Raw genomic sequence first — 25,646 nt, 5'->3', positions numbered from 1 at the left:
AAACATTTGGCTGTGAATTATTGTTACAGAAAGTTATGTTTTAAAGAATGGAAATAAGAAACTACTTATACTATTAGGCAAACCATGAAACACTTAACCACTTTATTGTTTTTATTTATAAGTATAATTTCTGCCTATCCGCAGGAGTTGTTTTACCTGGTTGAGGACTGGGAAGACCCTGCCCTAATAAGCCGTTGGACCCAAAGTCCTATAAAAATTGACCCGCAGTGGGAATTTACCTATGGGGGGCAATCGGGTGCTGGTGAAACGAACCCCGAAATACCCGTGCAGGGCAACTACAATGCAGGTTTATACTGGGGTAATATAACCAGAGATACCATTATGCTCATTTCTCCGAAGCTTGAGCTGGCTGGTGCGCAAAAACCAACGCTTCGATTCTTTCATTGCCAGTATACAAGCTTTTTTGGTCCGGATATTCTAAAATTGTTTTTTCGGCAAAGCGAAGCTTTTCCATGGACTCTTATCAGAAATTATACAGGGGAAATTAATAATTGGGAAGAAGATATCTTTGATATCAAGAATCTCAACCCCGCTTATTTAACCGACGAATTTCAGTTTGCTTTTCAGGGCATCGTGGGCAATGGCTATGGGGTGTATGTCGATAGTGTGACAATACGCGAAGATACGGTGGTGAATAAGTACGTAAAACGGACAACCTACAAATCTCTCGATTACGAGGTAATCCCTGCCGGGGCTACGGATGTGCCACTCGAAGAAATTGTAATTAGAATACTGGGGAACGAAGGAAATGCCATTCTCGATTCGCTCACCATCGTGCCCACAGGACCAGGAGTTAGCGAGCTTGAGCCCAACAGTTTTAAGCTATTCTATTCTGTAGGTAATACTTTTGCACCCTTTGTGGCCGATACTTCTACCTTAATTGCTACTGCCAGTCTGGTTGCCGGCCAGATAGTGTTTTCCAACATGAATCGCTACCTCGATATAGGCGACAACCACTTGTGGTTTACAGCCAGTTTCAAAAATACGTTGCAGGGCCAAACCACAGTGCGGTTTCAGATTCCGGCCTATGGAATCAATGTCAACGACACTCTGTTCCCTGCTTCGAATCAACTTTTAACCGAAACCCATCTCGTAAAAGAGTCCATATTTTACGACAATTTTGAAACAGGTGCACCTGATTGGACCCTGCAAAGTAATTTCGAAGTAGGCTGGCCGGATGGCAATTTCATAGGATCTTACAACAATCCCGAATCGCCCTTTAATGGCACCAACATTCTGGCTACCGATTTGGATGGTTCCTACACGCTTGGCATTGACGCTGGAACGGCCTACTATGCCTACTCACCTATTCTCAACTTAAAATATTATGTCAGGCCTTCGATTTACATGCATTCTTATACCAATATTAATGGAGTCGATCAGGGCAGAATGGATATTTCGGTCGACAGTGGTGCCACCTGGCATAACGTATGGCAGAGTAGTTTTTCTGAAAACAGCTCGTTTTGGCGCGAGATTTATAACCAATCAATCGATTCGATAGCCAACCGCCAGGAAACATTTCAGTTCAGGGTAGGAATAGCAGAATCTATTGGCAGTTCACCCTATCCGGGTTTTGGCATTGATAACTTTGCCATCGTTGCCGAAAAACTTTATACCGATGTGGGCGTTACCCGCATTATTACCCCTTATAGCGATTGCCTCGACTGTGGAAACGATACGGTTAGGGCATGGTTCAGGAATTACGCCGATGGCGATGCGCCCAATGAGATTCCGGTTTATTTTGCCCTTTGGGGCCCCGATACTATTCGTGTGTACGACACCATTTATGGGGGTATCGCAAAGGATGATAGTGTAGAGTTTGTGTTCACCCGTTTGGCCGATTTTCCGATAGGTGATTTTTATACCCATTTTACGGTGGGCGTTAACCTTACCGGCGATCAGGACCCTGTGAACGATACCTTGATCAAATCACTGGTAATACAGAACAATTACGAACCCGTCCATTTCGAAAATTTCGAATACAAGGGAGGTATCTGGCTGAGTAAAGAAGGATCGACCTGGCAGGCTACCGAGATGCTTGGAACCATCACTACCGATCCGGCCTCGCCTGTTATGTGGGTACTCTCGCCCACGGGTAACTACGCGAATGATGATACATCGTGGGTCAGCAGTGGTTGTTACGATTTAAGTAATGTAACACGCAATATTCTTCAATTTAAAGTGTGGACCGATTCGGAGAATGAACGCGACGGCGGCCGTCTCGAATATTCGAAAGACGATGGTGCAAACTGGCAAACACTTACTGATCCTGTTTATGGCAATGGATGGGGATGGATGCCCGATACAGTATGGGCACTCCAATCTCGCGGGTGGACCGGCACATACGAATGGCGAACAGCAAAAGCTCTTCTGCCGCTCGATATCGATACCATCGAGAAAGCACGCTTCAGGGTATTCTATCGTTCCGATGCTGCGAACACGCAAGCCCAGGGCTTTGCTTTCGACGATTTATCCATCTTCCCTGCTCCGCATGATATTGGTGTCACATCCATACTGGCTCCATACGATGCCTGTCAGGGTGCGAATGCCACTACAGTATCTGTGAGGGTGCGGAACTTTGGTTACAATGCCCTGCATACCAACGATACCATTATAGTTGGTGTCGATTTTGAAAGCGTGCCCTTTATCGATACCCTCTTGTTAAGTTCCGACCTGTTGCCGGGCGATTCGGTTGACCTTGTAATAAATACCGATATCGACATTGCTGCCGCAGGAAGCTATAACTTAAGTGCGTATACTTTAATTGAAAGTGACCCCTTCTATTACCTTGCCAACAACGATACGGCACACTATTCTTTTACAGTGTGGCCCAACCCGATAATTAACCTTGCCGATACGCTTGGTTCGCGTCAGCCTGATACCTTAACAGTGGTACCGGAATATGTAGACTGGGTACCGGGTTATACTTACCTTTGGGATCCTGGTGCTGTAACCGATAGTATTTACGATGTATCATTACATGGTTTTGGCGACACAATCTATAAAGTCTTGGTTACTGAACCTCTGCATGGTTGTCAGACACTAGATAGTGCTCTTGTATACCTTCTATACTCTGATGTGGGTGTTGATAGCATTTTGTCACCATCTTCCACATGTGAGTTAACAAATTCTGAATTTATTCAGGTTCGAATACGAAACTTTGGTACGGATAGTGTTTATACTATTTCCGGCGATACTGCCCGACTGGTGGTTGCCTACCAGGTAATTGGCGATGCAAATATTTTTGCAGATACCATCAAGATATTAGATCCAATACGGTCAGGCAGATCTATTTTACACACATTCACAACCTATCCGTACGATTTTTCTGCTTTTGATGACTACTCTATCAGTGCATGGGCTTATTACTTGGGTGGCGATGTGGATGATACCAACGATAGCACCAGAAAAGACTTCACCACATATGGCTATACCCCAATTAATATCGGTGGCGATACGACCATCAAGGCGTTGGAGTATACACTTGATGCAGGAACAGATTTTGTAAGCTACCATTGGAATACAGGCGAAACAACCCAGACCAAGTTTATCGATGCTTCGGTGGGCAACCGTTCGGGTCAGTATTATGTCGATGCCGTTGACCCCAATGGTTGTGCTTCAAGCGATTCCATCACGCTTTTCTTTAAAATACGTGATGTGCGCGCCGACAGGCTGATTTCTCCTACCACCTCCTGCAACGATGGTCGCACCCTGCCCGTGGAGGTTAGGTTGGTTAACATAGGCACGGATACCATTCAACCTGGAGATAGTATTAATTACTCTTACCGTATTGGTTCCGGAACAACCGTTACAGAAACTGCATCGCCTACATCACAAATAAGGCCAGGACAGCAATATACGCATACGTTTAGTAACAGCGAAAATTTCGGGGCCATTCAAAGTTATACTTTGTTTTTATCTACTTCAGCGGTGGGTGATTTACGCCCTGCCAACGATACACTCACCGCCAACCTTGCCACTTTTGCTAATCCTGTGGTGGATCTGGGCGACTATCCCGATGCCATACTTTCTCTTTCATTCGAGCTAAATGCCGGAACGGGCCCATACGATTACATATGGCAGGATAATGTGACCCGAACACAAACCTATACGGCCTTGGCTACAGGTGAATACAGCGTAATGGTTACTGATACCAATACCGGATGTTCCGGTAGCGATACTACTTACCTGGTGTTCGACATTGTAGACTATTCGGTGCTTAACGTAAACGGATTGTTGGCAAGGGTTTGCCAGGGCGAGGAGATTAACCTGGCTGTGCAAGTGGCAAACCTGGGTAATCAGCCCCGAAGCAATACTGTGATTCGTGTGGGTTACCTTATACCGGGAGAAACTCCTGTGAACGAAGATGTTACTGTAAGTGGCATCTGGTTACCAGGGGCTTCCAATGCACGTCTTATTAATCTTTCAAACCCTGTTGAGTTTAATTCCACCGGAGCAAAAACCATAGATGTGTATGTGACTCATGATGGCGATATGGTCCGTTCCAACGATACGATTACACGCACTACTACAGTGGATCCTTCACCCATTGTTGATTTTGGTGGCGATACCATTCAGGTTTCGATGCCCTATGTGCTCGATGCTGGCCCGCATAACACCTATCAATGGCAGGATAATTTCGATGGACGTTACTACAACGTACGCCCGGAGAATTACCTCTATACCGTTACGGTTACCGATGTGGGTAATAGTTGTATCACCACAAAATCGGTATTTGTTGAGCCCTCAATGTCCAGCGGGCCAGATGTTTCGGAGAAACTTAATCTGAAAATTTATCCCAATCCGGCAAACAGCTTCTTTACCATCGAGGCTGAGGTGCTGAATGGCAAAGCTGTTGCAATTGAGTTTTATTCCATCACCAACCAGTTAATATGGAAAGACCAGCACGATGGTTTGGGACAATATCAGCGAACAGTCGATATCGGTGAACTCAACAGGGGTATCTACCTTCTACGGTTAAGTAACGAGGAGTTCAGTTTTGTTCAACGTCTGATTGTTAATTAATTTTAAGACACTAGAAGAAAAAAGCCGGCTATCTGCCGGCTTTTTTTATGCTCTAAGAATTGTAATTCCGCTATCTGCAGAGAATAAGACTTTTCTCAGGTTCTGACAATTGTCCTGTTTTCAGCTGCACACAACCTGTACCTTAATTTTTTATTTATCACAATAATATTGCTGTATTATGTTGAACAGGTTTCTTGCAAAAATAATTGCTTTACTTCCTCAAAACCTTGTGTGGATATTTTCTAAACGGTACATCGCTGGAAAGGAGTTGAAAGATGCCCTGCGGGTTAGCCGGGAACTCAATGCTGTTCAGATAAAATCGACCATTGATGTGCTGGGCGAATATATTCAAAAAACAGACGAGGCAATCGAATACAAACGCGGTTACCTGCATACCATCGAAATGCTTAAAAAGGAAGGAATCGACGCTACCCTTTCAGTTAAACCTTCTATGTTTGGCTTGCTGCTCGACGAAGAGTTTTGTTATCAGCAGCTTAAGGAAGTGATGAAGAAGGCTGGTGAAGCAGGCCTATCGGTGTGCATGGATATGGAAGACTCATCCTGTACCCAGATGGAGTTGAATCTGTTTGAAAAACTCTACAAGGAATTTCCTGGCACAGTGAGTATTGTTTTGCAGGCATACCTGCATCGAACACTAAATGACCTGCAATGGCTAAAAAGCATCATGCTACCGGAATATCCTATTAATGTGCGAATTTGCAAAGGTATTTATATCGAACCGGAAGAAATTGCCTACCAGGGCTATCAGGCCGTCAATAAAAACTTTGAAGCCTGTATCGCCTATATGCTCGACAATGGATTTTACTCGGCAATAGCAACACATGATAAGCGTATCATTGCCTCTGCAAAGCAAATGCTGAAGCAAAAAGCGATTGATGGCGAAGCATACGAATTTCAGATGCTCTATGGTGTTCGGCCTGCTTTGCGCAATAAGCTGGTAAAAGAAGGGCACGACATGCGGGTGTATGTGCCCTATGGCACGCATTGGTATGGTTATTCCACCCGAAGGCTGAAAGAGAACCCCAGAATGATTACACACATCATAAAAGCTTTGATATTTAGAGGGTAGAGTTTGCCGTTATCCTATTACCCGACCGTGTTTTTCAATAAAAAGCGCGGTCTTTTTTTATAGTAGAATCACGAGCCTGTATTGGTCGGGAATGTTTTCTGAAAACAACTGGTAAGCAATCCGCAATAGTTCGTACCTGCCTGCACCGTGATATTTCAATGGTTTCACACTCAATTGAATGACTCCTCGATTAACAGAGTCGATACAAATCTCAGCGTGCGACTGGGACTTTAGCTTTTCAGCTTTTTCTTCAATCAACAATTTCTTGTCAACCGAAAGATTCGGAATAAGTTCAAGTTGTTTTTTCAAGTCTTCCATTGGCTTACATTTTTTTATCGGCCTGTCGGATGCAAAAAAGCATACAACAAACAGTAAATCAACATCAGCCATCAAGATTTAATCGGGGAGTCTGAGTATACGGGTTTACCGAACTATTTTTTGACCAGACAGGCCCACATCGATCTACCACCGTGGTGTTCGCAACTCGGTTGGTATCCTGTTCTACAATTGCAGAACAAAATTCTTGATGCTTCTGCAAAGGTAAAAGATTTAGGTAATAACAACTGATAATTGCAAAAAAACCGGGCAAAATTTTCATTCGCACCGGCATTCTTTTATAGTAGGCAGAAAATATTTTTACAAATTCAGTTTCGTGGCTTTATTTCCTGTTGCTGGGTTCGCAATTGTTTTAAGAGGTAATTTCTGAATTGAATTTCGGTAAGGTAAATCTTAAGCACTTTTTCGTCGGGCAATACCTGCCTGAATTTTTGATTGTATGTTTCCAGCAGTTGAGTTTCTTCTTTTTCAATGGCCACATACCTGTCGAGTGTTTCAGCTATTTCCTTTTCGCTCATGTTGCTCTGGTTGCTGCTAAAAAAGCTCATAAGGTTTTTTCGCTCAGTCGTAAGTTTGTTTTTGCGACTTTGATAGTCATTGTAAATGGGCCAGAATTTTTTTGACTCATCGGGAGTAAGTTCCAATTTTTCGTTGAAAAATTTTACCCTGGCTGCCTGAACCTTATCAGAAGGTTGATTCTGTGCGATCAGTGGCACAATATTTAGCAGACTAATTAGTATGATTATTGCTGTTCTCATAACATTGGGCTTAAAATTCAAGATCGGATAAATCAAAATCAGAACCTTCCTGCGAAAGATATTCCAATATCTCCTCCCTGGTAAGCTTAATTTCCTCGTTGGCGGGTATTTGCTGGGCTGTTTGAGTGAGATCGTACAATTCAGTATCGTCAAAACTCATGATTTCGTTTTCGATAAAGGCAATCAATTCTGGTTCGGAAAGCTCTTTATTGCTTTCGCTGTTTAAAAATACTCTTATCATTGTAAAGCTCAGCACTACGATGGCAGCTACAGAAGCAGCTACTGCAACAAATTTGCGCCATTGAACAATTTTATGTGTTTTGTACTGGCTGGCCTCATGGCTGGTTTCAGATTCCCTGATCCGGTCCATTATTCTACCTGATAGGGTATCGAAATAGCCTTCAGGAACTTGGAATTGCTCATTTCTTCTGAGCTGTTCAAGCTTGTTTAAATTTGTATTTTTTTCTGCCATACCTTTGTTGGATATATAAAAATAGAAAAGGTTTAATCGTCGTCGAGCAAATTCTCAATCTTTTTCACTGCATGGTGGTAGGAGGCCTTTAATGCCCCTACCGAGGTGTCGAGTATAAGGGCCATATCCTCGTATTTCATTTCCTCGAAATACTTCAGGTTAAAAACTACCCGTTGTTTCTCGGGCAATTGCAAAAGAGCATACTGTAATTTCTGCTGGGCTTTATCGGCATTAAGGTATTCATCGGCCATAAGGGTTTCGGACAAGTTGTAGTCTTTTCCCTCCATGGGCACTAGTGTTCGTCGTTTTTGTTGTTTCAGATGGTTGAGCGCCTCGTTGGTGGCAATGCGGTAAAGCCATGTAAACAACTGAGAGTCGGAGCGGAAACCATCCAGGCTCTTCCACACGTTTACAAAAGCGTTTTGAATGCAATCATCCGTATCGTCGTGACTGATAACAAGTTTACGGATATGCCAATACAACCTCTGCTGGTACTTTTTTACTATCAGGTTAAAAGCAAATTCTTTTTGGCCCGATTGAAAAAGAGATACCAGTTCGGCATCGGAATATGATTTACCTACTTGTTGCATTTTGCTCGAGGCAATTTTGACAATTCTGCCGGCATTTGGTTTAATCCAAATTGCGTATTAACGCAATCGATGTAATCAAATATACAGATTATTAATACTTAAAATTTTGCTAATCTTAGATTTGATAAATCGGGATTAACCCAACTAAATCAAATAGTTCGGCTTCCCGCCATGCTGGACAGGCTATTCTTCGCCTTCTATTGATTAAATTGGGTTTAATGCCTGCCGAAGATCTTTTTAAGGTAAATCGTTCTTAGGGGTATTTATTCGTAAAAGCAAAGGTAGGGAGTATCTTCGCTTACTTCTACCTGAAATTTTACATGGGCAGCAACTTCGAACGATTCGTACTTCTTGTAGGTTTTCCATTCCTGGCTTCCCGGCAACTGGGCTTTCATACTTCCGGAAAGTACGGTCATAATTTCTTTGGAACTGGTGCCAAATTCATAGCTACCTTTTTTCATTACTCCTACGGTGGCTTTTCCTTCGCTGCTTTCGAAAGCCAATGAAGCTACACGACCTTCGAAATAGTTATTTACTTTAATCATGTTATGAGTGATGGTTCGTTTTGAACAGCAAAAATATCATTTCGCGAAAGAGTGCACCCATAAACCGACTGGTTTTTTTAATATTCCCGTCAATTCAATTTTTAACGATTCGGAAAAGTTGAAGTTAATTCAGAGCAATATCCTGTATGCTTTTCCAATGGGTTTCGGCTCTAACCAATTCCTTGTTGTCGATATTGCGAACAATTGAATGCCTGAATACAATATTTCTAACCTCTTCGGAAGTGATAATGTGAACGCCATCACCGCTCCGTGCCTCTGCAAAATAATTGATGTCAAGCTGCAGCAGGAGATTCTTTTTTCGAAAAGCAGTAGGCAGGCTTTTCAGAATCCAGTCGACGTATTTTACATTATTTACATGCCTGTGCATATCCAGATCAGAAAAATCGACCACATAAGGATAGGTTGTAAGGTCGTTGCTGGTATAGGAAGGTATCCGGTTCAATGTTCCTTCGGTGGTTTTTTCGCAAAGCACAAAGTTCTTGTGCTGTGCACAGAGCAGGTCGGTAGACACTGCCTTGCTGTTCAATCGGTCGAAAGCAAAGTATATAGCCGAGCAATTTACCAGTGGCTGATTGTGCTGGTCGATAATCTGAAACTCACGGTGAATGTACAAACGGTTGTAATCTCGTGGCCATGTTTTTACGGTTACCGTTTCGCCCCATCGCGGATATCGGTTCACCTGTAATCTTTTACGGGCATAGGCCCAAACCAGGCCTTTTGGTTGCATAAAATCGTAACCTAGCCCAAGTTGGTTGGCATGTTCCCAACAGGTTTCGGACAGGAAACTGAATAGTTCCTGTATGCGGCAATTGCTGTGAATATCGGTATCGTGGAAGCGTATTTTAAACGTTTCTTCCCAAACAAGTTTCATTTAACAGTGACTTAAGAATGAGGGGAAATTCCTAATGCATAAATAAACTCTTTAGGTGAATCCTATAAAGATACTGTGTAAAGAAATCGTTAAGTGCTTTTATCAATAATAGTTCTAAATAATTATGAATTTCAGGACTGGAAAATTGCGGATAGAAATTACTTGCACTTTGATAAAATAAAAAACCACCGAGGCAAATCCCCAGTGGTTCTTTAAAATGCTAACCTGAGCTGCTTATTTAAAGCTTACAGCAAGTTCGCTAACGTATTTAGGATTGAAAGGTGCAAGTTCGAGAATACTTGATTCCAATGCATCGTAACCTTCTGCAGGAGCGTTGCCGGCTTGCACAAAACCATCCTTGTTAAAATATCCGGGAGCCTCGGCGTTTTGTAAATAATTGGCCAGATCTTCTTCGCTTGGTCTTATTCCAATTTCATCCAAAAACCATTGGTTGATTTCGGCGGTAAGTACATTCAGTATCGAATATTCTTCAAGCAATACGCTTCTGTCATCACTGTCTAAAGTACTGGCTGGCAAACCTACCTCAGCAACTCCAATGTTGGCCGATTCTGAACCAGAGGCAACAAAAGCCCAGTTAAAACCAGTATTGTCGGTAAAGAATTGTGCATTGGGGTGGTTCGAGTTTCCATACACATCGACGATATCGCCTTTTTTACCTACAAACATTTTAAGGTTATTTACACTAAATGGGTCAGCATTTTCACCTGTAACCGGAAGGTCTACAATACTTACTATCATGTGCGATTCATAGCCACCCATTTCAACCTCTGAGTAATCGATACGGAAGATGGCATCAGCAGCATTTTCGTTCTCGGTGCGGTTGAGGTTATAAGGTTTAATGATAGAAATACCTTCGATTGGGTTGTTGTTCCAGAAAACCTGCATACCCTTGCCTCCGTCGGCATTACCTTCCGACAATACATCGGTGATGGTAAGCTGGTATTCCCAGGTTCTTCCGTCGAATTCAGCATCGGCTTCTACTGCCAGGTGCTTCACTCTGAAGTCTTCGTCGCTGGTGTAAGTAAGGTCGATTACGCTTTCGATATTGTAAAGTCTGATATGGAAGATGATGGCCTCTACAATTTCGGCTGAACCTTCGCCGATGGCAATAAAATTAGCCAGATGGCCATAAATGTCGTTTCCACTCAAGGTGTCTCCCTGTGCACTTTTCATAGTTGTGTTGGTGGTAAGAGAGGCAGGCACATCGACTTTAAAATTAGAGGGAAGGATGCCGTAATCGTCACCTGGTTTAACGTTGTTTTCGTCGCATGCCGAAAAAAGAAAAAGAGCGCTTGCTGCAAGCATTCCGAAGAGAATTTTTTTTGTGTTTTTCATAATACTATTTTTTAAAGGTTAAAGTGTTTTTTGTGTTGAACAACTTTAACACACACCTGCCGGTATTTACCCTTAGCAGAAATTTATTTTTTTTTGAAATATTCTTGAATGCTTCGGTATACGCACCTTTCAGGAGTAAAGTACTATTTCTGGCAGAAAGATTGTATTATAGAAAGTGTCGGATCCTGGATGGGAAGGAGAGAATACTGTACAGTTAGCGCAAATTAAAGAAAAAGTTGCACGATAGTGAAACATTGCATATTTTTGTTGCATGGATTCAAAAAGAAAATATAGGACAGCAATTTTCTACAAAGATTACTTTGAAAGTTTTTTTATTCAACAAACGGAAAAAGTAAAAGCGAAAATTATTTGGACTATTGAACTAATTGAAGAATTAGATAGGATTCCTGATGTTTATTTTAAACATATAGAATCAACAGACGGACTGTATGAAATTCGAGTAAAGCTAGGAAGTGATATTTTTAGAATCTTTTGTTTCTTTGACCATGGAAAGCTGATAATTTTAGCAAACGGATTTCAAAAGAAATCGCAGAAGACACCGACAAAAGAAATTGAGCGAGCACTTAAAATTATGGAGGAGTACGAAAATGAAAACAAATAACAAAATGACTCTTGATGAATTCAAGAATAAACATTACGGAGTAAAAGGAACCAAATCAAGAAACGAACTTGACAATGGTTATGAAAACTTTAAATTGGGGACGCTTTTGCATGCGGCAAGACTTGAAAAAGGTCTTACCCAAGCTGAATTGGCTGAAAAAGTTGGCACAACAAAATCATATATTTCGAAGATTGAGAATAATATAAAAGAAGTTAGACTTTCTACTTTGCAAAAGATTGTTCACTTAGGATTGGGGGGACAATTAGATTTTTCGATTAGATTATAAAAAATAACTTGCGCCAACACATGGTATAGTGCATGCGGGTTTAGCTTTGTTACTCCCTGTGGTCGTGAACTCACTTCGTTCGGTTCGCTGAGCTCCCTTTGGTCGGTTCAGCGGTTTTCGAAGGGTTGTGGCTCGTAAAAAAGTTCGGTGTAAACTGATAGGAAATCGCTTCGTAATCCCGCACGACACCATACCATGGGGGCGATACACAAGTAATTATAAACCCAGCTGGATGCTGTCTGAAACAACTTGGCAGAGGGCAAACCATCCCAGGGTTCCGTGTTCGAAATTAGAGGGTACATTTCCCTGTTCGGTATCGAATAGGCCTCCGCGCCATTCGGTTTCAATTAAAAGCGACCGTACAAATTGCTGATGAGCATCGGAAAGGGAGTAGTTTTTTCGGATAATTTTTGTGCCAGCCGGAAACCAAATCACCTGCCGGGGTGGGCCAAACTCCTCTCCAATATCTATAGATTCGAGCGTGTAGTATGTTTCTGCAGCTAGGCAAGCACCATAATGTTGACAAAAATCCAGATCGACCGACCAGTCGTAAGTAATCTCCATCATCGAGGGCTGGGCACTTTCGATATACTCGTAGCGGAAAAGGCTTTCGCCGCGGAACAGACTGTCGCCGGGTACGATCTGATAAGGCTCAAGCGGGCTTACAGCCTGCATTATCGCTTTGGCGGAGTCTGTCAATCCAGCGTTTTCAACTACAAGGGTATACTCTATTCCGGTTAAAACTAAAATGGCAGGTGAATAATAATATCCAGGTTTTTCGTTCGATTCGGTAAATTGAACTATACCTGAAGGCCCTTTTAGTTGAATTTGGGCGCCAGAGAGTGGCTCAGGATCCGCATTTAGTTCCGTAGAGGAATAAAACATTGTCACAAGCTGGGGTTTGTTTTCGCTTGTGATCAGGGCATCCACTACAAATCGTCTTTCCGACGGGTTAATTTCCCATTGAGCAGTGTATTCGCAAGAGACTACTACCGCGGCAAGCATAAAAAGAGTTATATATTTTTTAATTACTGCCATCAGAATCGCAGGGTGTATGTTACTGAAGGAATAATGCGAAAAACGTAGCGGTAGGTAGCCACTTGCTCCTGACGATTTAACTTATCGGCCGGAATTACATAGATACCTTCGCTATCGACTGTTTTGCTGAAATACAGAAATGCAGCATTTCTATTGGCAAAGAAGTTATAGAACGAAACAATCAGGTGATGTTCGAACTTACTTGTTTTCAGCTTGTTAAACCTAAAGTCGCTGCCAACATCAAAGCGCGAATAGTTGGGTAGCCTGCCGTTATTCTGTTCTGTATAAATGGGCACCTGTGTTCCGCGGTAGCTGTAAAATCCTGTGGGCGTGGTTGTCATCAGCCCTGAACTGAGGGTGTAATTGCCCGTTAGGGTCCACCGGGGTTTTAAGGCGTAATTGAACCCAACCGAAAAATCGAGCGGTTTATCCTGCCTTGCTTTGAATGTTCTTCCGGCATTTAGTGTGGGCAGGTTAACCAAACTGCGGGTAAACGAATAACCCAAATGGCCTTTCAAACGGCCCATGGTTTTTGTGGCATATACCTCAAAACCATAGGCTGTTCCAGGCCCCTGCCTAATTTGCCCTTCGATATAGCGATTCAGTAGCATTTCGGCATGGTAGGCATAACCAATCTGGTTGTGCATTTTTTTGTAAAAAATATCGGCACTGAATTCCACACTCTTTTTAGGCCAGAATTGAACCAATCCTACATTGAAAATATCTGCCTTCTGTGCCTTGATATTTGGCCCCGAGGGCAACCAGACTTCGAGCGAATTAAATGGACTGATGCTGTTATTGATTAGGTGAATATTCTGAAGACTACGGTTGTAGCTTGCTTTCAACGAAGAATAGGTGCTGGTTTTAAATGAAATCGAAAGACGCGGCTCAAGGTGAATGCTGTTAAAGTAAGCTGTGCCTTTCGGGTATTGTGTGATCGCTGTTGGCTCGTAATTCTGGTACGAAACCACATAGGCTTCGCCAATATCGGCCCATCTGGTTAAACGGAGTCCGTAATGAAGGTTTATACGATGGCTAATCATGTGTTCGTTGCCTGCAAAAATAATTAATTCTGAAGCATTGAGTTCCGAAACTGTTTTGTCGGTAGGCAAATCGGAACTGTTGTAGTTGCCTGGGTTAAAGAAATAACCGCCCACTTTTATCCCAAACTTGATATGGTTTTTTGGATTGAAGTACCAGTTAAAATCCGACTGCAGGTGGGTACCCGTAATTCTCGAATTCCAATATGTCTGTGCATCGTAATTGGTATGCAGAAAGTAATCGTAGTTGCTGGAATAAATGGTTGTATTGGCAAACAGGCGGGGACCAAAAATATGATTCCATCGCAAGGTAAGTGAAGTATTGCCCCATTCGATCCCGGAGGTAAGGTCAGTTTGTTCATCGGCCAGAAACTTGTCGCGACCATAATACATGGTTACAAATAACCGGTCACGTTCTGAGATCTTTAGATTAAACTTGGTGGTGATGTCGTTAAAATAGAAATCTTGCACAGCTGGGTTGGCAGCTTTAAACATCCACCCAAAGTAAGAGCGGCGCAGGGAAATAAAATACGAACTGGCTTCTTTTTTAATAGGTCCTTCTACACTAAGGCGCATCGACACCAGACTCAGGGAGGCATTCACATTTACTTCCTCCTTGTTGCCATCGCGGGTACGCACATCGATAATAGAAGATGTACGGCCGCCGTACTCAATCGGAAAATCGGCTTTATAAAGTGTGCTTGTTTTTATGGCATCGGGTATAATGGGAGTAAAAAGCCCAAGCATGTGACTAGGGTTATACAGAGGTGCTTCGTCGAGCAGAATGAGGTTTTGGTCACGACCACCGCCACGTACGAAAAAATAACTAGAGCCATCGCCCTGGAAGCTTATTCCTGGCAGATTATCGAATGACTTAAGCATATCGGTTTCGCCCAAGGCTGAATTTTCTTGTTTTACTGCCGCGGGATTAATACTCTGTTGCCCCGAAAGGCTTTTAAAAATTGTTTCTTCGCGCACTACTGAGCTAATTATCACTTCTTCAACCATCGAGGATACTGGTTCGAGGCTAATATCCCATTTATGGTTACTGTATAGCTCTATTTGTTTACTGCCAATAGTATATCCCAGAAACGATGTTTCCAAAGTATATGAGCCTTCTGGTAGGGTTAGCGAGAAATACCCATAATTATTCGTAAGGGCACCAATACCTGTTTCGGGGTTATAAACAGCTGCGCCTATCAGAAATTCTTTGTTTTGTGCATCGGTAATGTAGCCGCTGATGGTATATTTTTTTACAATCGGTGGAGGTGGAATCGGTATATCTGTCTGGGTAAGCACCAGGTGGTCTCCCACTAGTTTATATTGTATTCCGGCCAGGGTGCAAATATCGTCAAGAACAAGAGATAGTTTACGGCTGGTGCAGGTATAGCTTATGCTCTTATTTACCGGAATGGCATCGGGACTGTATGAAAAACGGACCGATGATTGGGCTGAAATTTGCTGCAAAACCTGTTCGAGTGGAGTATTTACAAACCGTAAACTCAGGTTTTGTTCGGGAAGAGTATTTTGATTGAAGGCATCGGACAAAAACGCAAACCAACAAATGATGCTTACTATTAGCTTGAAGAAGCCTCCGGATAAATGCATAATCAGGGATTTTGGCATCCTTGGCCCGATAAGAAAATTTTATCATTGTCTACACGAACCCTGAGGGACAGGGTCGATTTTAGCACACTTAACACCGAAGCCAGGTCGCTGTCTTCGAAGCTTACGGTGATGGAACATTCTCGAACAGTTTCCGACACCTCAATTTCAACCTGGTAAGTATTTTCAAGTACGCTGGCTACTTCGTGCAAAGGAGTATGTTCAAAATACATTTGTCTGCTTTTCCAGGCCATATCGTTTACATTCACGACTGGCTTAAGAATGATTTTCTGATTAGTCTTGTTGTATGTAGCCGATTCGCCGGCTTTAAGTATGGCACTTTTTGCTTGCTTTTTACGGTCTGAGAATTTAACAGTGCCCTCTGTTACCGATACCTTCACTTCTGTCTGGTTTTTATAAGCCTTTACATTGAATTGGGTACCCAGAACCTCAATCCGGCTATTGTGGGCAATAACAATAAAGGGTTTGGTTTTATCGTGAGCTACCTCAAAAAAGGCTTCGCCCTCGAGTGTAAGTTCGCGGGTTGTTTTACCAAAGTTTTTTGAATAGCTTATTTTTGAGTTGGCATTTAAACTAATGGTGCTGCCATCGGGCAGAACCAGGTTGCTGAGCTGGCTGGCACCCGATTTTTCTTTTACCATCATCGATTGCCTTAATCCAATTGCAGCCAGGGAAGAAATTACAAATATGGCTGCGGCAACTCTAAGAATAGTCTGGAAGTTAAGCTGTTTCTTTTTTGCGAAGCCAAGGGTGTTTTCCATACGTCTCCACTCGGCTTCAAGGTTTATTTCAGGTTGCTGAATAGCTGTATGGCTTGCAAGCCATAATTTCTCAATAGCTTCGAACTCTTTTTTATTTTCGTCCGAAGCCTTTATCCAATTTTCTACTAAAACACGCTCCCCGGCACCCGATTCCCGGGCCAGGTATTTGGTGATTAGCTCGATGGGGGCAATATGTCGTGTATTGTTTTGCATGGCTTTCTGTGGGTAACACACCTGAATAGGATTTTACCCTTAGAGCATATCGTTATTATTTAGTATTAAAAACAAAATCAGGTAGATGTAATCTTTTAATTCTTCTTTTAATATTTTAAGTGCTTTGGACATATGAGCTTCTACAGTTTTAAGAGAAAGATTCAGTTGAAGCGCAATTTCGTTGTATTTTTTATTCTCAAAACGGTTTAGTTCAAACACTTCGCGGCATTTATCGGGCAATTTGGTAAGAGCCTTTTTGATTCGCCCTTCAAGCTCTGCCAATTCCATGGTATCGTGGAATTCGCCTCCATCGAGTTCGGCATTTTTTGCATATTCATTGTCTGTTGTGCTAAATTTTTTGTTGTCGCGGAGCATATTCAAACTACGATTGTATACCGAAGTGAAAAGATAGGATTTGGCAGGCTTATCGAAATCAAATTCGGCCCGGTTTTCCCATATTTTAATAAACACAGCATGCACTACTTCCTTGCTGCTGTCGAGGTCGCCCAGGTATTTCTTTGCAAAATAGCACAATGATGTAAAATGCTCTTTGAAAAGCTTTTCGAACTTTTGTTGCAGTATGGGGTCGTTATTCGTCAATGGCTATTTTAAAGTATTACGAATGTAGCAATTGTTACTTTCTCTGTCAAATGAAGAAAATAACAAACTGCATTTTTAAACAGTAATAATTCCTTTGTTGGTTTTACCATCGATGCGTATCTCGAAACCGCTGGGAATACGAACATGCCGGATAAATTCAGTTTCGAACTCGGCAGGCAGTTGGTCGAGGTACTGAAAATTGCAATGCCCGTCGCTCAGGTATGGGTTGATGGTAAAATATCCGACCCCAAAACTGGTAAGATTATGGAAGAAGTGGGTGCCTTGGCTGGGATCTACCCTAAAGTGTTCCAGACCCGACTCTACAATGATACGAGCCGAAGATATCTGGGCCCATTTTACCGGTATGCCAAGCCAGTGGTCGCTTGACCCCCAGCGGCCGGGACCAATTAACACATAATTCTCATCGGCTTCCCTGAATTTTTGATTCAGCGTATCCAGCTCAGTGGCGATTTGTTTGTTATGGGCAGGGTTAAATTTTTCTGTTTTTACATATACAATATCGGTAATCTCTTTGATAATACCATTTCCCATTGCTTTTTCAGAATACAGGAGCGAATCTTTCATGTCGGTTTCGACACACGCCGACGAAAATTCGCTTACCGACGATACGATTGGTCTAACCTGAAGATAGTTGAATATTTTGGGTTCTCCAGGCGGGGTATCCAGGTTCACGGCAAATTCAATTTCCACATCGTTACTCATGGCTTCTTTGCTAATCTTCAGCAAATCGGTAATAATTTCAGCAAGCGGAAACGAGTTGTGATTTAAAATATTCGAAAAAGTAATAATCTTTTTTCCATCGGCATGCAGTCCATCGCGGATGCTATTGTTCTCAAAATCGTAAGTAGAAACAACATGTGCCAGTGCACTGTCTTTTTCAGCTTCCCGTATCGAAAGTTTCAGGATATTAATATTGTCCACAACCGATGTTACAAAGCTGGCAGGGTTCATGTCGAGGCTGCAGAAGTATTTCTGGGTATTTTTAATGGCGTAATCAGGGTTCGAAAGTTGTATAATTCTCCTTGGATGGGCAGGAGAAAAGCGCAAGGAAGTGTTTCCTTCCACAATGTGTTTGCCAAGTCCAAAAGCAAGATCCACTACACCATCTTCGGCCTTTTCAGGTGGTATAGGGTAATAGTTGAGCGAACGGGCAACTCCAGAAATGGTTGGATAATAGCGCCCTCCGTAGTTGGTTCCACACACCGATTGAATGATAACCCCCATTTTTTCTTCGTCGATCAGGTTAGAGGTGGCCGACATATAAGATTTACTGGTGCGAAAATAGACTGAAGCATACACCGATTTAATGGCTTTTTCAATCATATCCACCATTTGCTTGATATCAGGGATATACGGAATCATATAGGTCGAATAAATTCCGGCGAAGGGTTGGTAAAAAGAGTCTTCCAATTTACTCGACGAACGAATGGCAAGGGGTGTATTGGTGAGGCTTGCGATGGTGATGAGGTCTTCGTGAATCTTATCCGGCAGTGAGGCTTGTATAAAATGCTCCAGAATTTCTTCGTCGCTTGCATTTGACTGGGCAATAGCCTGCAAGTTATTTTGTAACATAAATTCTTCAAAAATATCGGTAGTGAGCACTACTGTAGCCGGAATGGTGATAATTACGTCGGGATATTTACTAAATATTTTTTCATTCTTAATTACCGAATTCATAAATGCCAATCCTCTTGCCTTGCCACCCAGGTTACCGTTTCCTATACGCGAAAAGAAGAGGTAAGCATCGAATTTGCTGCGATCGAATTCGGCAATAATACCTCGGGCTTTGCTTACCCTGAAACTAGAGATGGTGGTATAAATGTATTTACGCAAAGATTCGGGCGAGGCAAACTCATCGAACTGTGCTTCTTTAAATTTCCGTGCAATGGGGTAAAGAGCCCTGGCATTGAGCCATTTCGAGAAATCGTCTCTACGCGAGTGGTATTCGATAATGTGGTCGGGCACTGACAGGATTATTTCCTGAAATTCTTTTAAATCGCGTGCCTGGTGGGTTTTTTCTCCGGTTTGGGGGTCGGTAAACAGAAATGGTCCAAACCCAAAATTATTGATTATGTATTCTTTCAGTTCGCTCAGGAGATTATCGGAATATTTATTGATAAATCCTGCGTGGAGCTTTTCGGCAAGTTCTTTATTTTGGTTGTCCGACGATTGAAGCAGAAAAGGCATATTGGGGTCGTCGGCTTTCACAACAGCACATAATTTCAGGCCGGCTTTTTGTTTGGTATCGCGCCGGTTAGGAGTGTATTTGTAGCTTACATCCGAGATAATTCCTAATATATTTCCCTTGAATTTTTGGTACAGTCCAAACGCTTCATCGTAGTTGCGGGCCAGTAATATTTTAGGTCGTCCGCGCCTGCGCAACATTTGCTGGTGCTCGTTCAGGGCTTCGAGCATAAACTCTTTCGACTGTTCGAGAATAATGTGATAAAGACTGGGAAGGTAAGACGAGATGTACCTCACCGAATCTTCCACCAGTAAAACAGCCTGCACGCCTACTTCCAGTATATCGTTATTGGCGTTCATCTTATCTTCGATAAGTTTGATGATGGCCAGAAAAATATCGGTATTGCCTAGCCAGCAAAAAACATGGTCTATGCTTGAAAGATCAACTTTTTGCAGGCGCAAGGATACCTCGCGCGAGAAGTGAGTGAGCACTACTATGGGCTTTTCAGGGTACAACTCCTTGAGTTTTTTGGCAAACACAAAAGTATCGGTGTCTACCATACTCAGCATTGGAATTATTAAGTCTATTTCTTCGCGTTCAAGAATTTTTAAAGCTTTTATACTTGAGTCGGCGTGAAGAAATACTGGAGGGTAACGCAGGTTTAAAGAGACATATTCATTAAATATCTGTTCGTCGATGCGTCCGTCTTCTTCGAGTGTAAAAAAATCGTAATTGCTGCATAAAACAAGCACTTTCTGAATGCGTTTTTGCATCAGCAGTCCGAAAGAGGTATCGGAAAAATAATAGGCGTCGCGGTTGCTCAACTCAAACATTTTCTTTCAATAAATATAGTTTTTTATAGGCAGAATGAAAAGCGGGAACTAAAAACCATTTGCGTGTGAATAAAAAAAGCCGTTGCATATGCTCACGGCCTTTCTATTTGATGTAATTAACAGTGTTAGTTTATTTTGAAGGTATTGCCGCTCATAAGTAAATCGTTTACACATTTTACGCTGCTGCGGGCTTTGGCTGCTACTATTTGTTTTTCCAACAAGGTTTCGTACACATCAGTTTCGCATTGCCTGATTACACCCAAAGCCACTGGGTAGTCGGGTAATGTCATACGCGAAAGCTGGTAATGCCTTGTACCTTCCAGGTTGTGCGCGTCATGTACCAGCACGTCGGCCAGGCTCACTCCATTTTTTCCTATCTCGCCAACGATAAATTTCGACCCGGCCCTTACAATACCCTTTTCTTTGTTTTTGCCAAAAAGCATGGGCTTACCATGTTCGAGATAGAGCTGGTTTTCATCGCGAACTTCTTTTCCGGTAATATCTTCGTGCACTTTGTTGTTAAAAATTACGCAGTTTTGCAACACTTCTACGAGCGAGGTTCCTTTGTGTTGGGCTGCTTTTATAAATACCTCCTTCATCATTTTTGGGTCGGTATCTATAACCCGTGCAAAAAAAGTAGCGTTGGATCCCATGGCCAGTTCTCCTGGTAAAAATGGGTTTTCGATGGTGCCGTCCGGCGATGTTTTGGTTATACTGCCGGCAGGAGTTGTAGGCGAATACTGCCCCTTGGTCAGGCCATATATTTTATTGTTGAAGAGAATAATGTTGACATCGATGTTTCGGCGCAGAATATGAATGAAATGATTTCCGCCAATGGCCATCGAATCGCCATCGCCGGTGGCCAGCCAAACGCTCAAATCGGGGTTGGAAACTTTAATTCCGGAGGCTATTGCTGCCCCACGGCCATGCAAACTATGGAATCCATAAGTATTGATATAATAAGGAAACCTAGAGGAACATCCTATTCCTGAAACAAAAACAAATTTCTCTTTTGGGATTCCAAGTTCAGGTAGTGTTTTTTTTATAGATGAAAGTACTGCATGGCCGCCACAACCTGGGCACCACTTTACATCGTAATCGACAGAAAAATCCTGAGGACTGGCCAATGGTATATTGCATTCGGGTATCATCTTAAATTTCCTCCAATATTTCTTTAAACTTGGTTTTTAACTCTGAAATCATAAAGGGTAGCCCTTGTATTTTATTGAACTGCAGGTAGTCGAACTGCGGAATTTTCGAGCGAAGGTAAGTCGCAAATTGTCCCATATTCAATTCGCAAACAATCCGCTTTTTGTGATTCTCCATCACCTCTTTGGTGTTTTTTGGCAGAGGATTGATATAGGTAAATTGAGCCAAACTAATGCTATAACCTTCTTCCTGTAGTTCTTTTACTGCTGTGTAAAGTGCGCCATAGGTACCACCCCATCCGATAACCAATAAATCGGAGGCTTTGTTGCCCATTATTTCCTGTTTTGGAATGTAATTCGAAATGCGTTCGATTTTTTCGGCGCGGTTCCTCACCATCAGTTCGTGGTTGCCCGGATCGTGCGACACAATGCCTGTTACGTCTTCTTTTTCCAACCCGCCAACCCGGTGGCGCAATCCTTCCTGACCGGGAAGCGCCCATTGACGTGCAAGACTTTCGATATCGCGTTTATAGGGTTTGTATTCCATATCGTTGTCTTGAACCAAAGGCGGTTCAATTGGGTCAAGGTCTTCGACTTTTGGAATAGGCCAAAGTTCAGAACCGTTTGCCAGATAGCCATCGGTTAACAAAATAACAGGGGTCATATGTTCAATGGCCAATTTTGCAGACATGTAAGCATAATAAAAACAATTGGCTGGTGTGGAGGCAGCCAAAACGGCCACCGGACTCTCACCATTTCGTCCGAATAGTGCCTGCATTAAATCGGACTGTTCGGTTTTTGTCGGTAGGCCCGTCGATGGTCCGCCACGTTGAACATTTACAATTACGAGTGGTAGTTCCGTGATTACAGCAAGTCCAATGGCTTCGCCCTTAAGGGCAAGTCCCGGACCTGATGTAGAGGTAGCTCCCAGTTTTCCAGTAAACGATGCGCCAATGGCTGAACAAATACCTGCAATTTCGTCTTCGGCCTGAAAGGTGATGCAGTCTAGGTGTTTCATTACCGAAAGTTCCTGCAAAATTTCTGTAGCTGGAGTGATAGGATAAGATCCTAAAAACAATTTTCGCCCCGAACGTTCCGATGCAGCAAGCAAACCCCATGCAGTAGCCTGATTTCCGGTAATATTTCTAAACAGACCTTTACCTTTTAATGCTGGGTTCACCTGAAATTTTACAGCCATGGCCTCCACTGTTTCGGCAAAATTGTAGCCCGCCCTTAAAACCGCAATATTTGGTTGAATATATTCCGGATGTTTTTTAAATCGTTCGCTGATAAAGTTTTCTCCGATTTTCATGTCGCGGTTAAACAGCCAATACAACACACCTGCCACAAACTGGTTGCGTGTTTTTTCGGCTGTGCGGTTGTCGAGGCCGAATTCGGCCACTGTCGAACGGGTCAAGGTAGAAATTGGAGCTTTTACCAGGTTAAAACCTTCAAGACTGCCATCCTGAAGGGGATCTTCTGTATATCCGGCCTTTTTATAGTGGTTGCTGTCAAAATTATCGATATCGATTATAATGGTAGCCCCTGGTTTTGTCCATCGTAAATTGGCTTTCAACGCAGCTGGGTTCATCGCTACCAAAACATCAGCAAGGTCGCCCGGCGTTTGAACTTCTTTGTGCCCAATGTGCACCTGAAACCCTGAAACACCGGCAATTGTACCCTGTGGTGCCCTGATTTCCGATGGGTAATCGGGAAAAGTCGAAAGGTCGTTGCCTACAAAAGCTGAAGTGTCTGAGAACTGGCTACCCGAAAGCTGCATTCCATCGCCCGAATCACCAGCAAATTTTACAACAACATCATCGAGCTCGATTATTTGTTTAACTTTTGCCATATTTCATCCTTGTTTTTGAAGTATACCCTCTTATCTAAATTTATCATGAAGGCAATGTTAGAAAAACTTCACATAATAAAACATGAGATTCCTTCTAAACTAGGCTGAGTCTGACTTAAATCATATCTGGAGCCAATTAGAATTTTGCCTTTCGGAAGTTGGAGATGCCTTCATTCAGGTAGTTTAAAAACTCTTTCTTGTTAGTATTGTAGGTGAAATATGGGACTTCTGTAATAACCCGACCGTTTGTATCTAAAATGGCATATAGCGGTAAAGCATTCGATTGAAACTTACTTATCTGAAAATCGAGGTTCTTTTTTCCAAGGGTATTTTTTTCTTTACCATCTAAGGTTGAAGTATACCATTCACTTTCAGGTAATGGAGTGCGGTCGTCGGTGTACAGGGCAATGATGATGAATTCCTCCTGGAGTTTGGCAAGAATTTGTGGGTCGGACCATACATCGGCATACATTTTTTTGCAGTTTTTACACGAATGGCCAACAAAGTCAAGGAGCACAGGCTTATTTAGTTCCTGGGCACAGGCCATCCCCTCTTCGTAATCGAAATAACCGGCCAGATTATGAGGCAGATGCAATTTGTCTGAGTAACGCGGGTTAGGGTGGCATAGGGCTGTTGTACTTACTTCCAACAACGATACATTGGAAGTGAAAGCTTGCCGAACATTCATTTCAGAAGTTTCTTCTGCGGGAAGGAATGGGGAAAGAGCCTTCAGTGGGCTTCCGAATAGTCCGGGCAATAGGTACAGAGCAAGACTGAAAGAAACAATTGATAATAAAAGCCGCGGCACTTTTAAGGAAGGCAGGTCGCTGTCGTGGGCAAATTTTATTTTTCCAAGCAGGTAAATGCCTAAAAGTATAAATGTGGCTATATTGAGCGCAAGTATTGTGTCGCGGTTAAATAAGGCCCATTGGGTATTGCCAAGGAAAATATATGCCGCTACTAGCATCAGAAAAGCAAACACCACTTTTACAGCATTGAGCCATCCTCCGGATTTTGGCATGTTTTTCAGCATACCAGGAAAAATTCCAAGCAATACAAATGGGAGTGCAAAGGCCGAAGAGAACCCGGCCATGGCTATTACAGGTGTGATTATTTCACCATTCATGGCTGCGCCAATGGCCACACCGGCAATAGGTCCTACGCACGAAAAGGAAACTACTGCAGTAACAAGTGCCAGGAAAAATGGGGCAAGCAATCCGCCTTTGTCTACCTTGTTATCGAGCTTGTTCGATAGACTGCCTGGCAGCACCAGTTCGAACATACCGAAAAAAGAAGCAGCAAAGGCTAACAATACAGCGGCTATAATTATGTTTGCTAACCAATGTCTTGTTAGGGCGGTGATATCTATTTGGAGTAATCCTGCCACAAGTCCAACAATCGAATAGATGGCCACTATAGAAAGCCCAAAAAACAGAGCTTGAAAAATCCTTTTGCCGGTGGTACTGTCGCGCATGAAAAATGCCACCGTGAGAGGTATAATTGGAAAAACGCAGGGAGTAAGAATTGCCAGAAGGCCTTTTGTAAATGCCTCCCAGAATATCGTCCAGCGAGATTTTCTATTCTGTTCAGGTTCATTGTCAGAGTTTAGGTTTGAAAGGGTTTCGACTTTCTGTTCACTTTTATCTGGAGCGCTTGCCACTTCGTTCACCAAAGTCAGGGTATCTATGCCGGGTAATGCTTTTTGAGCAGGAGTTGCAGAAGTTTTCTCTGCCAGGGTATTTGCAAGGGAATAACTGAATTCAATTTCCGAAGGTGGAAGGCAACGGGAATCATCGCAAGCCATAAATTCGATAAAACCTTTGATGGATGCACCTTCCGTTGTTTTTTTTATTTTCTGTGAAAAGGAAACGGTGCCATCAAAAAGCTCAAGTTCCATCTCGAAAGTGTTGTCGAATTTTACCTCTGGCTTTTTGGATGTTTGTGTATTCCCCATCAACTCTGCCCCTACAAGTTTATTGTAGGTAAATGAGGTGGCAATGGGGCCTCCTTCCGGAATGTTAAGCCCATAAAGGTGCCAGCCTTTATCAATGGAGGCTTTGAATACAATTTCGTAAGTCTCATCGTCTATTTGTTTCAGGCTGTGTTCCCATTTCACAGGCTTGATCACATCGGCATACAAACCCAGGCTAATGAGTAATAAGATGCTTGTTGTCAGATTCTTGTAATTTAATTTCATAGTAAAACAGTTGCAATAAAATTAAAACATTAAGATATATAGATATAATAAATATTTATGTAATGATTTGTTAATTCTTGTTAATCAATTGAAAAAATCGAGGGCTTAAGGTATAAAAAAAGCTGCCAGGATAACCCAG

General features: G+C 42.5%; 19 protein-coding genes and 1 riboswitch. Of the genes, 4 read left to right on the top strand and 15 right to left on the bottom strand.

Annotation, left to right across the window (positions count from 1 at the left end):
- Positions 1-84: 84 nt before the first annotated feature.
- A complete protein-coding gene (locus IPM71_04385) occupies positions 85-5,046 on the top strand; it encodes a T9SS type A sorting domain-containing protein (protein ID QQS51972.1) in 4,962 nt (1,653 codons plus the stop codon).
- Positions 5,047-5,224: 178 nt separating this feature from the next.
- Positions 5,225-6,136, top strand: coding sequence for a proline dehydrogenase family protein (locus IPM71_04380; GenBank protein ID QQS51971.1), 912 nt, complete (start codon positions 5,225-5,227; stop codon positions 6,134-6,136).
- A gap of 57 nt (positions 6,137-6,193) precedes the next feature.
- On the opposite strand, the gene IPM71_04375 is transcribed toward IPM71_04380, so the two are convergent.
- The 7 genes from IPM71_04375 to IPM71_04345 all read right to left on the bottom strand — a co-directional run bounded on the left by IPM71_04375 (position 6,194) and on the right by IPM71_04345 (position 11,085).
- On the bottom strand, positions 6,194-6,454 hold the full coding sequence (locus IPM71_04375) for a hypothetical protein (GenBank protein QQS51970.1): 261 nt from the start codon (positions 6,452-6,454) through the stop codon (positions 6,194-6,196).
- A 106-nt stretch (positions 6,455-6,560) separates the two neighbouring features.
- A riboswitch (SAM riboswitch) is annotated at positions 6,561-6,671 on the bottom strand.
- Between the two features lie 109 nt (positions 6,672-6,780).
- The gene (locus IPM71_04370) at positions 6,781-7,230 is read right to left on the bottom strand and encodes a hypothetical protein (GenBank protein QQS51969.1); all 450 of its coding nucleotides are present in this window, start codon (positions 7,228-7,230) and stop codon (positions 6,781-6,783) included.
- A gap of 10 nt (positions 7,231-7,240) precedes the next feature.
- Entirely contained in the window at positions 7,241-7,702 is a 462-nt protein-coding gene (locus tag IPM71_04365; protein QQS51968.1) for a hypothetical protein, read from the bottom strand.
- 32 nt (positions 7,703-7,734) lie between these two features.
- Positions 7,735-8,292: a sigma-70 family RNA polymerase sigma factor gene (locus IPM71_04360; GenBank protein QQS51967.1), complete on the bottom strand. Its 558-nt coding sequence runs from the start codon at positions 8,290-8,292 to the stop codon at positions 7,735-7,737.
- A gap of 263 nt (positions 8,293-8,555) precedes the next feature.
- Positions 8,556-8,837: a pyrimidine/purine nucleoside phosphorylase gene (locus IPM71_04355; GenBank protein ID QQS51966.1), complete on the bottom strand. Its 282-nt coding sequence runs from the start codon at positions 8,835-8,837 to the stop codon at positions 8,556-8,558.
- A gap of 124 nt (positions 8,838-8,961) precedes the next feature.
- Entirely contained in the window at positions 8,962-9,729 is a 768-nt protein-coding gene (locus IPM71_04350; GenBank protein QQS51965.1) for a hypothetical protein, read from the bottom strand.
- A 234-nt stretch (positions 9,730-9,963) separates the two neighbouring features.
- A complete protein-coding gene (locus IPM71_04345; protein QQS51964.1) occupies positions 9,964-11,085 on the bottom strand; it encodes a hypothetical protein in 1,122 nt (373 codons plus the stop codon).
- A 271-nt stretch (positions 11,086-11,356) separates the two neighbouring features.
- Between IPM71_04345 and IPM71_04340 the strand changes: the two genes are divergently transcribed.
- A complete protein-coding gene (locus IPM71_04340) occupies positions 11,357-11,707 on the top strand; it encodes a type II toxin-antitoxin system RelE/ParE family toxin (GenBank protein QQS51963.1) in 351 nt (116 codons plus the stop codon).
- Positions 11,694-11,993, top strand: coding sequence for a helix-turn-helix transcriptional regulator (locus IPM71_04335; GenBank protein QQS51962.1), 300 nt, complete (start codon positions 11,694-11,696; stop codon positions 11,991-11,993). The genes IPM71_04340 and IPM71_04335 overlap by 14 nt, the downstream gene beginning before the upstream one ends.
- Before the next feature lie 216 nt (positions 11,994-12,209).
- On the opposite strand, the gene IPM71_04330 is transcribed toward IPM71_04335, so the two are convergent.
- From IPM71_04330 to IPM71_04295, 8 genes are all read right to left on the bottom strand, one after another.
- Positions 12,210-13,031, bottom strand: a complete 822-nt coding sequence (locus IPM71_04330) for a DUF4249 family protein (protein QQS51961.1) — start codon at positions 13,029-13,031, stop codon at positions 12,210-12,212.
- Positions 13,031-15,679, bottom strand: a complete 2,649-nt coding sequence (locus IPM71_04325; protein ID QQS51960.1) for a carboxypeptidase-like regulatory domain-containing protein — start codon at positions 15,677-15,679, stop codon at positions 13,031-13,033. Before IPM71_04325 ends, IPM71_04330 begins: the two co-directional genes overlap by 1 nt.
- 2 nt (positions 15,680-15,681) lie before the next feature.
- Positions 15,682-16,692 carry a FecR domain-containing protein gene (locus IPM71_04320; GenBank protein QQS51959.1) on the bottom strand — a complete coding sequence of 337 codons (1,011 nt, stop codon included), beginning with the start codon at positions 16,690-16,692 and terminating at the stop codon, positions 15,682-15,684.
- A gap of 18 nt (positions 16,693-16,710) precedes the next feature.
- On the bottom strand, positions 16,711-17,271 hold the full coding sequence (locus IPM71_04315; GenBank protein QQS51958.1) for an RNA polymerase sigma-70 factor: 561 nt from the start codon (positions 17,269-17,271) through the stop codon (positions 16,711-16,713).
- A gap of 75 nt (positions 17,272-17,346) precedes the next feature.
- A complete protein-coding gene (locus tag IPM71_04310) occupies positions 17,347-20,310 on the bottom strand; it encodes a phosphoenolpyruvate synthase (GenBank protein ID QQS51957.1) in 2,964 nt (987 codons plus the stop codon).
- Positions 20,311-20,435: 125 nt separating this feature from the next.
- Entirely contained in the window at positions 20,436-21,461 is a 1,026-nt protein-coding gene (locus tag IPM71_04305; protein QQS51956.1) for a 2-oxoacid:ferredoxin oxidoreductase subunit beta, read from the bottom strand.
- 1 nt (position 21,462) lies between these two features.
- On the bottom strand, positions 21,463-23,310 hold the full coding sequence (locus IPM71_04300; GenBank protein ID QQS51955.1) for a 2-oxoacid:acceptor oxidoreductase subunit alpha: 1,848 nt from the start codon (positions 23,308-23,310) through the stop codon (positions 21,463-21,465).
- Positions 23,311-23,446: 136 nt separating this feature from the next.
- Entirely contained in the window at positions 23,447-25,507 is a 2,061-nt protein-coding gene (locus tag IPM71_04295; protein ID QQS51954.1) for a thioredoxin family protein, read from the bottom strand.
- Between the last annotated feature and the right edge of the window lie 139 nt (positions 25,508-25,646).

It is taken from the genome of Bacteroidota bacterium (assembly GCA_016699695.1).
GTDB lineage: Bacteria > Bacteroidota > Bacteroidia > Bacteroidales > UBA10428 > UBA10428.
This window is presented reverse-complemented; position numbering and strand designations above follow the sequence as displayed.